Raw genomic sequence first — 8,686 nt, 5'->3', positions numbered from 1 at the left:
GAGGCCAACGCGGCCTGGATCTCACCCAATTCAATGCGGTAGCCGCGGATCTTGACCTGCTCATCGGCGCGGCCCAGATAGTCCAACTGGCCATCAGCACGCCAGCGCACCAAATCCCCGGTGCGATACATGCGTGTTCCTGGCGCATCCGCGCCGGCGAACGGGCACGCCACAAACCGCGACCCCGTCAACCCGGCCCGCCCCACATACCCGTAGGCCAACCCCGCACCGGCCACATACAACTCACCAATCACCCCGACCGGAACTGAACGCAGCGAGGCGTCCAGCACAAGAAACCCGAGATGGGCCAGCGGCACGCCGATTGGGCTGGCACTGTCTTCCACATCGGCAGCCATGATCGGCCGATACGAGGCATGCACCGTCGTCTCGGTGATGCCGTACATGTTGATCAACCGCGCCGACTCGGGATGGGCGTCCAGCCACGGCCGAAGACGTTGCGGCTCCAACGCCTCGCCACCGAACACCACCGACTCCAACTGCAGCTGCCCACCTAGCTGCGGGGCCAGCGCATCGGCGGACTGCAGCGCATAAAACGCTGACGGGGTCTGGCTTAACAGGGTGACTCGCTCAGCTATCAACAGGGCGTGCAGTTCTTGCGGGGAGCGCACCACCGCGTCGGGCACCACCACCAGCCGCCCGCCACCCAGCAGAGCGCCGAAGATCTCCCACACCGAAAAGTCGAACGCCAACGAATGACACTGCGACCACACACCGGCGCCCTCGACCTCGGTGCTCAACGACGCCAGCAACCGAGTCACGTTGCAATGCGGCACCGCCACGCCTTTGGGGACACCGGTGGTGCCCGAGGTGTAGATCAGATAGGCGATGTCCTGCGGCGCCGCCGCCGACACGGCAGCGGCGGGCTGAGCAGCAATCACCGGGTCATCGATATCGATGATCGGCAAATCATGCCCGTCGAGCCGGGCGCGCAGCTCAGCGGTCGTGATCGCGGCGACGGGGGCCGCATCGGTCAGCAAAAACTCGAGACGTGCCGCCGGGTGCGCCGGATCCATTGGCACATAAGCCGCCCCGGTCTTGAGCACCGCCAGAATCGCCACGATCGCCTCGGCCGAGCGCGGCACCAACAACGCCACACGCGCTCCTGCGCCCACATCATGATGAGCATCCAGCAGGTGCGCCAACCGGTTAGATGCCTCGTCGAGCTCGCGGTAAGTCATGGCGCGGCCCTGGAATCTCACCGCCACCGCCTCGGGGCTGCGCGCCACCTGGGCGGCGAACGCCTGCGGAATTGACTTCGCCGCCGGCGCCGGCTGGGTCAATATCGCCCGATTACCCCAATCCACCAACCGGGCATGCTCGGCAGCGTCAAGGACGTCAATCGAGGACAACCGCAGCGTCGGATCCGCGGTGATCGCCGCGACCAATCGCTTGAACCGCTCGATCAGCTTCTCAATGCTGGCGGCGTCGAAAACATCGGTGCGAAACTCGACCAATCCGCCGATACCGGCGGGCTCACGAGCTTCTGTCCATTGTTCGGCCAGGGCGAACGTGAGATCCATCCGGGCGGTGCGGGTGTCCACCGGCATCCCCGAGACCTCTAGGTCACCCAACGGCACCGTGGCTACGGGATCGCCGGTCCACGCGAAGTTCTGCCAGCCCAACACCACCTGCACTAGCGGCGAATGGGCCAGACTTCGGGTGGGCTTCAGCCGGTCTACCAGGAGCTCAAAGGGCACGTCTTGGTGCTCATAGGCTGCCAGGGCACGGCCCCGCACCTGCTCGAGCAGTTCCGCCACCGTTGGATTCCCGGTCAGATCCACCCGCAGTACCAAGGTGTTGACGAAGAAACCGACCAGCTCGTCGAGGGCGGAATCTCGGCGTCCGGCGATCGGGAATCCGACGGCAATATCACTGCTCGCGCTGATCTTAGAAAGCAATACCGCCAGAGCCGTCTGCATCACCATGAAGCTGGTGGCGTTGTGTTCCCGGGCCACTCGGGTGATCTGCTGCTGCAGATCGGCCGGCCACTCCACGGTCAGCCGGGCGCCTCGGTAATCGGCGACCGGGGGATAGGGCCGATCGGTGGGCAGCTGTAAACATTCGGGCATGCCGACCAGCGCCTGCTCCCAGTACGCCAGTTGAGCCGCGATTGGGCTGGTGCTGTCGGCAATCTCACCAAACTGGGCGCGCTGCCACAGCGTGTAATCGACATATTGCACTGGCAACGGTGCCCACTGCGGGGCACGTCCCCCGCACCGGCTGGCGTAGGCCATACCCAGATCACGCACCAGCGGGGTGATCGACCAGCCGTCGGCGGCGATATGGTGCACCGCGGCCACCGCGACATGCTCGTCATCGGCGATGCGGAAAAGCTGCGCCCGCAAAGGAATTTCGGCTGCCAGGTCGAAAGTGTGACGCACCGTGGTGTGGATGGCCTTATCCAACTGGCCTTGCGACCAGCCGCTTGCATCAATGACGTCCCAGCCGAAGTCGGCCCGCTCCGGCGAAACAACCACTTGCTGCGGTATCCCGTCGACCGCTACGAACAAGGTCCGCAGGCTTTCATGGCGTTCCACCACATCGGCCAGCGCTTCACGCAGGGCGTCGGAATCAAGGCGCCCGCGCAGCCGCAATGCCACGGCCATGTTGTAGATCGGCGAGGGCCCCTGCAACTGGTCGATAAACCACAATCGCTGCTGGGCAAACGACAAGGGCACTACCGCTGGCCGCTCCACTGGCGTCAACGGCGCAAGCCGTCCCGCGCCCCCCACCCCAATCCGGGGTGCCAGTTGGGCCACCGTCGGCGCCTCAAACAAAGTCCGCACCGCTACATGGGCATCCAGGCTGGCGTTGACTGCGGCCATCAGGCGCATGGCTGACAGGGAATCCCCACCCAACTCGAAGAAGGAGTCGTCGATCCCGACCCGCTCCAGGCCCAGCACGTCAGCGTATATGCCGGTCAGGATTTCCTCGACCGCGTTGGTGGGCGCGTGATACCGATCAACTTCCTGGTATTCAGGCGCCGGGAGGGCCCGGGCGTCGAGTTTGCCGTTGACCGTCAACGGCAAGGTGTCGAGTGCCACCACCGCGGCCGGCACCATGTAGGCCGGCAGCCGCTCAGCGAGCTGGACGCGGACCGCGGCCGGATCGGCGGCGCCGGTGATATAGCCCACCAATCGTTTGTCGCCCGGGCGGTCCTCACGGGCGACCGCCGCCGCCTGCTGCACCCCGTCCAAAGCAGCCATGGCTGCTTGGATTTCACCAAGTTCGATGCGGTAACCGCGGATTTTGACCTGCTCATCGGCCCGGCCCAGATAGTCCAGCTGCCCATCGGCGCGCCAGCGCACCAGATCCCCGGTGCGATACATCCGTGGTCCCGGCGCCCCAGCGCCGCCGAACGGACACGCCACGAACCGCGACGCGGTCAATCCCGCGCGGCGCACATATCCGTACGCCAAGCCGGCGCCGGCCACATACAATTCCCCGACCACACCGGCAGGCACCGGGCGTAGCCAGCCATCGAGCACAAACAACGCCGCCCCTGCCACCGGCGAACCGATCGGTACAGCTGCACCCGGTGTCAACGGCGCACTGATCGCTACACACATTGTGGTTTCAGTCGGGCCGTAGGCGTTGATCATCACCCGCCCCTGCGCCCACCGATCCACCACCTCGGGCGGGCAGGCCTCACCGACTGTCACCAGTGTCGCCGATTCCAGCCCCTCGGGAGAGAGAACCTTGACCGCTGACGGGGTTTGGGTGAGGACACTGACCTGTTCAGCAACCAGCAGGTCATGGAAGTCTTGCGGTGACGCCACCACCGACTCGGGCACCACCACCAGACGCCCACCCCGCAGCAGGGCACCGAAAATCTCCCATACCGACACGTCGAAGGCCGCAGAGTGACTGTGCGCCCATACCCCCGCTGCCGGCAAGCCCGCATCCAATGACGCAAGCAGTTGGGTGACGTTGTGGTGGCTAACCGCAACGCCTTTGGGAACCCCAGTAGTACCCGAGGTATAGATGAGGTAGGCGATGTCCCCGGGGTCCGGCGGGTGCAATGCGGTGCCAGGGTAGGTCGGGATGCGGGGATCATCGACGTCGATGGCCAGAACATCGTGCCCGGTCAACCGCGACCGGGTGCCGCTAGTGGTGAGCGCGGCGATCGGGGCCGCGTCGTCGAGCATGAACCCAACACGTGCCGCAGGGTGCGCTAGGTCGATCGGTAAATAGGCTGCTCCGGTCTTCAGAACCGCGAGCATGGCGACGACGGCCTCAGCGGAGCGCGGCAACAACAGCGCCACACATGTCGCCGGGCCCACCCCATGTGCGGTCAGCAGGCGCGCCAACCGGTTGGATACCTCGTCCAGTTCACGGTAGGTCCACGAAACCTCATCGCATGTCAGCGCGACTGCTTCCGGAACACCTGCCACATGCTTGGCGAACAGCGCCGGAATCGACAACGGCGTGGCCGTCGGCTCCGTCAGCACCGCCCGGTTACCCCACCTGTCGAGGCGGGTCTGCTCAGGCCCGTCGAGCACGTCGATCGCCGACAACGACCGGCCGGGATCTGCGGTGATTACCGTCAATACCCGCTGCAACCGCTCGATCAGCGTTGTGATGCTGGCCGCGTCGAACACGTCGGTGCGGAACTCCACCGTCCCACCGATTCCGGCAGGTTCCCCGCCTTCGTCCCAGCGCTCCTCAAGCGAAATCGCCAGATCCAAGCGGGCGGTGTGGGTGTCCACCGGCAGCCGGCTGACATGCACATCGCCCAACGCGAGTTCGGCGGGAGCGTGGTTTTGCCAAGCCAACGCCACTTGGATCAACGGGTGATGGGCCAGGCTTCGCAACGGGTTGAGCCGCTCGACCAGGACTTCGAACGGCACATCTTGATGCTCGTAGGCGGCCAAGCTGCGCGTCCGCACCTGATCCAGCAGCTCACCGACACTGGGATTGCCGCTTAGATCGACGCGCAGCACCAAGGTGTTGACGAAAAACCCGACAAGCTCATCGAGGACGGGGTCACGGCGCCCGGCGATGGGGAAACCCACGGCTACGTCGCTGGTGGCGCTGATCTTGGAAAGCAGCACCGCCAGTGCGGCCTGCATCACCATGAAGCTCGTGGCGTTGTGCTCACGAGCCACCCGTGCCACCTGCTGCTGCAGTTCGGCCGGCCACTCCACAGCGAGTCGGGCACCACGCAGGTCGGCGACCGCGGGATAGGGCCGATCAGTAGGAAGATCAAGGCGTTCCGGCATGCCGGCCAGCGCTTGCTCCCAAAACTCCAGCTGCGCAGCGATTGGGCTGTCGGGATCGCCGACATCACCCAGTTGCGTGTGCTGCCACAGCGTGTAATCGGCATACTGCACCGGCAGCGGCGCCCAGCTGGGTGCCCGCCCCTCGTGGCGACTGGCATAAGCCATAGCCAGATCACGCGCCAGCGGCCGCATCGACCAGCCATCCGCAGCAATATGGTGGACCACGAGGACCTGGACGTGTTCGTTGTCGGCGAGCTTGAAAAGCCGGGCGTGCAACGGGATATCGGTCGCCAGGTCGAACGTGTGGCAGGCCGCGGCCTCGATGGCCTCCCGCAGCTGACTTGCCGACCATCCGGCGGCATCGACGACGTCCCAGCCGAACTCGGCCTGCTCCGGCGAAATCACCACCTGATGGGGAGTTCCCTCGACCGTCGGAAACACGGTGCGCAGGCTTTCGTGGCGGCCCACCACATCGGCCAGCGCCGCGCGCAGCGCGTCGGCGTCAAGCGGCCCGCGCAGCCGCAGCGCCGCCGTAATGTTGTAGATCGGTGAGGGCCCCTGCAGCTGGTCAAGGAACCACAACCGCTGCTGGGCAAACGACAACGGAATCACCGTGGGCCGTTCAACCGGCGTCAACGGCTCAAGGCGACCCGTACCTGTAGAACCGATCCGGAGCGCCAGTTGGGCGACCGTGGGCGCCTCGAACACGGCGCGCACCGCAAGGTTGGCGTCCAAGCCGGTGTTGATCGCCGCGGTTAGGCGCATCGCCGAGATGCTGTCGCCACCCAGCTCGAAGAAAGAGTCGTCGACGCCGACCCGCTCGATACCAAGTACCTGAGCGTAGACGCCGGCCAGGATTTCCTCGATAGCGTTAGCCGGGGCCCGATAGCCGTCTGTATCGGTGTATTCGGGTGGGGGCAGGGCGCGTCTGTCCAGCTTGCCGTTGACTGTCAGCGGCAGCGCATCTAGCACCACTACGGCCGCGGGCACCATGTAAGCCGGTAGCCGCTCGGCGAGCTTCGCGCGGACAGCGGCCGGGTCGGCGGTGCCGGTGATATAGCCCACCAGGCGCTTGTCGCCGGGTAGGTCTTCTCGGGCGATCACCACTGCCTGGTCCACCCCGTCGAGTCCCGCCAACGCTGCGTGGATTTCGCCGAGCTCGATGCGATACCCGCGGATCTTGACCTGCTCGTCGGCGCGGCCCAGATAGTCCAGCTGCCCGTCGGGCCGCCAGCGCACCAGGTCCCCGGTGCGATACATACGTGTTCCCGGTGCTGCCGCGCCGCCGAATGGGCATGCCACAAACCTCGACGCGGTCAACCCTGGCCGCCCTACATACCCGGCCCCAACCCCGGCGCCGGCCACATACAGCTCACCGACCACCCCGGCCGGTAGCGGGCGCAACCACCCATCGAGCACAAGTAGCGCCGCTCCCGGCGCCGGCGTACCGATCGGCGGCGTACCCGATCCGGCTGCCAGCGGTCTACTGAGCGATGCATAGACCGTGGTCTCGGTGGGGCCGCAGCCATTGATTACCACCCGTCCGGGCGCCCACCGGTCCACCACCTCGGGCGGACACGCCTCGGCGGAAACCACCAACGCCGTCGACTCCAACCCCTCCGGGGAGAGCACTCCGACAGCCGACGGGGTTTGGCTTAAGACAGAAACCCGTTCAGCAACCAGCAATGCGTGGAAGTCCTCCGGTGAGCCGGTCACCTCTTCGGGAACCACCACCACCCGTCCGCCATGGAGTAGGGCACCCCAGATCTCCCAAACGGAGTAGTCGAAGGCATAGGAGTGACACTGCGACCACACTTGTCCGGGGCCCAGTTCTATGCCGACGTCCAGCGAGTCGAACAGCCGGATCACATTGTGGTGGTTGACGGCCACCCCTTTGGGGACCCCTGTCGTTCCAGACGTGTAAATGATGTAGGCAATGTCATCGGCAGCCGGCGCCGGTAGCGGCGTAGCTGGTTGGCTCTGGATAGCCGGGTCGTCGGGATTGATGATCACCATGTCGAACCCGTCCAGCCGGTCGGCGAGCCCGGTGGCGGAGATCGCGGCCGTTGGCCCTGCGTCGGCAAGCATGAACTCGATGCGAGTCTGCGGGTGCGCGGGGTCGATGGGTAGATACGCCGCCCCAGTCTTCAACACCGCCAGGATCGCTACGATCGCGTGGGCCGACCGGGGAAACAGCAGCGCCACATACTCACCCGGGCCAACCCCATGGCCGGCCAGCAGGTGTGCCAACCGGTTGGACTCATCGTCAAGCTCGCGATAGGTCATGGCGCGGCCCTGGCAGCTCACCGCCACCGCCTCCGGAGCACGCGCCACCCGGGCTGCGAACACCTCCGGAATCGACACCGCCGCGGCCGGTGGCTGGGTCAACACCGCCCAATTGCCCCACTGGTCGAGGCGGGCGCGCTCGCGGTCATTGAGGAGGCCCAGCGAGGCGATCGGTCGTGTGGGATCGGCCGTCATGGCCACCAATACCCGCTGCAACCGCTCGATCAGCCCCTCAACGCTGTCAGCGTCGAAAACGTCACTGTCGAATTCGACGCGAAGGTCCAGCTCGGCGCCCGGCATGGCTACCAGCGCAAGCGGGTAGTGGTTGTATTCGCGGATGGTGAACTCGGTAACCGCCCATTCTCGACCGGCTAACAGCGCGGCCGTGTCGAGCGGATAGTTCTCGTACACGAAAACGGTGTCGAACAACTGGTCGTGACCGGTGATGCGGTGAATCTCGCGCAGCGCCAGGTGCTGGTGCTCGAGTGTGGCGTTATGGGCGTCCTGCAGCTGATCCAGGAGGTCTGCGGCGGTCGTTCCGGGTGCGATGCGCGCCCGCACCGGCACCGTATTGATCAACAGGCCCACTATCGAGTCCGCCCCGGCGACCTCGGCGGGCCGACCCGAGACTGTCGTGCCGAACACCACATCGTGGTGGCCGGTCAGCGACGTCAGCAGCTGCGCATAGGCCGCCTGAAGCACGGTGTTGACGGTGGTGTGGTGCGAGCGCGCCAGCTCGCTCACCGCGCGGGTAGTCTCTGCCGGCAGCCGGAACGACGCGACACCGCGCCGTCCTAGCCCCAACCGATCCGGGGGGCCGACCAGTGTGGGGGTGTCAAAACCATCGAGCACCTCACGCCAGGACGCACGGGCGGCATCGACGTCGCGATCGGCCAGCCAGCTGACGAACCTGCGATACGGCACGGGTGCGGGGAGGCGCTCGCCGTAGTAGCTGGCGAAGATTTCAGCCAGAAGGATCGGCAGCGACCAGCCATCGAGCAGGATGTGGTGATTGGTCAGCACGAACCGGTGCCGGTCGGCCGCGGTGCGGATCAGCGCCACGCGGAAGGCGGCCTGTCCGGACAGGTCGCGCACCGCGGCGCGCTCGGCGACGCACAGCTGCTCGATCAGCTGGTCGGCGTCGGCGTCGGTGCCGT

1 protein-coding gene is annotated in these 8,686 nt (G+C 66.0%); it reads right to left on the bottom strand.

The window, feature by feature from the left end; genetic code table 11:
• A partial coding sequence (locus VFA16_RS04630) for a non-ribosomal peptide synthetase (protein ID WP_324966680.1) occupies positions 1–8,686 on the bottom strand: 8,686 nt, incomplete at both ends.

It is taken from the genome of Mycobacterium sp. (genome assembly GCF_035653355.1).
In the GTDB taxonomy this organism is placed as follows: Bacteria; Actinomycetota; Actinomycetes; order Mycobacteriales; family Mycobacteriaceae; genus Mycobacterium.
The sequence above is the reverse complement of the archived record's forward strand: the minus strand, read 5'-3'. Positions and strand labels throughout refer to the sequence as shown.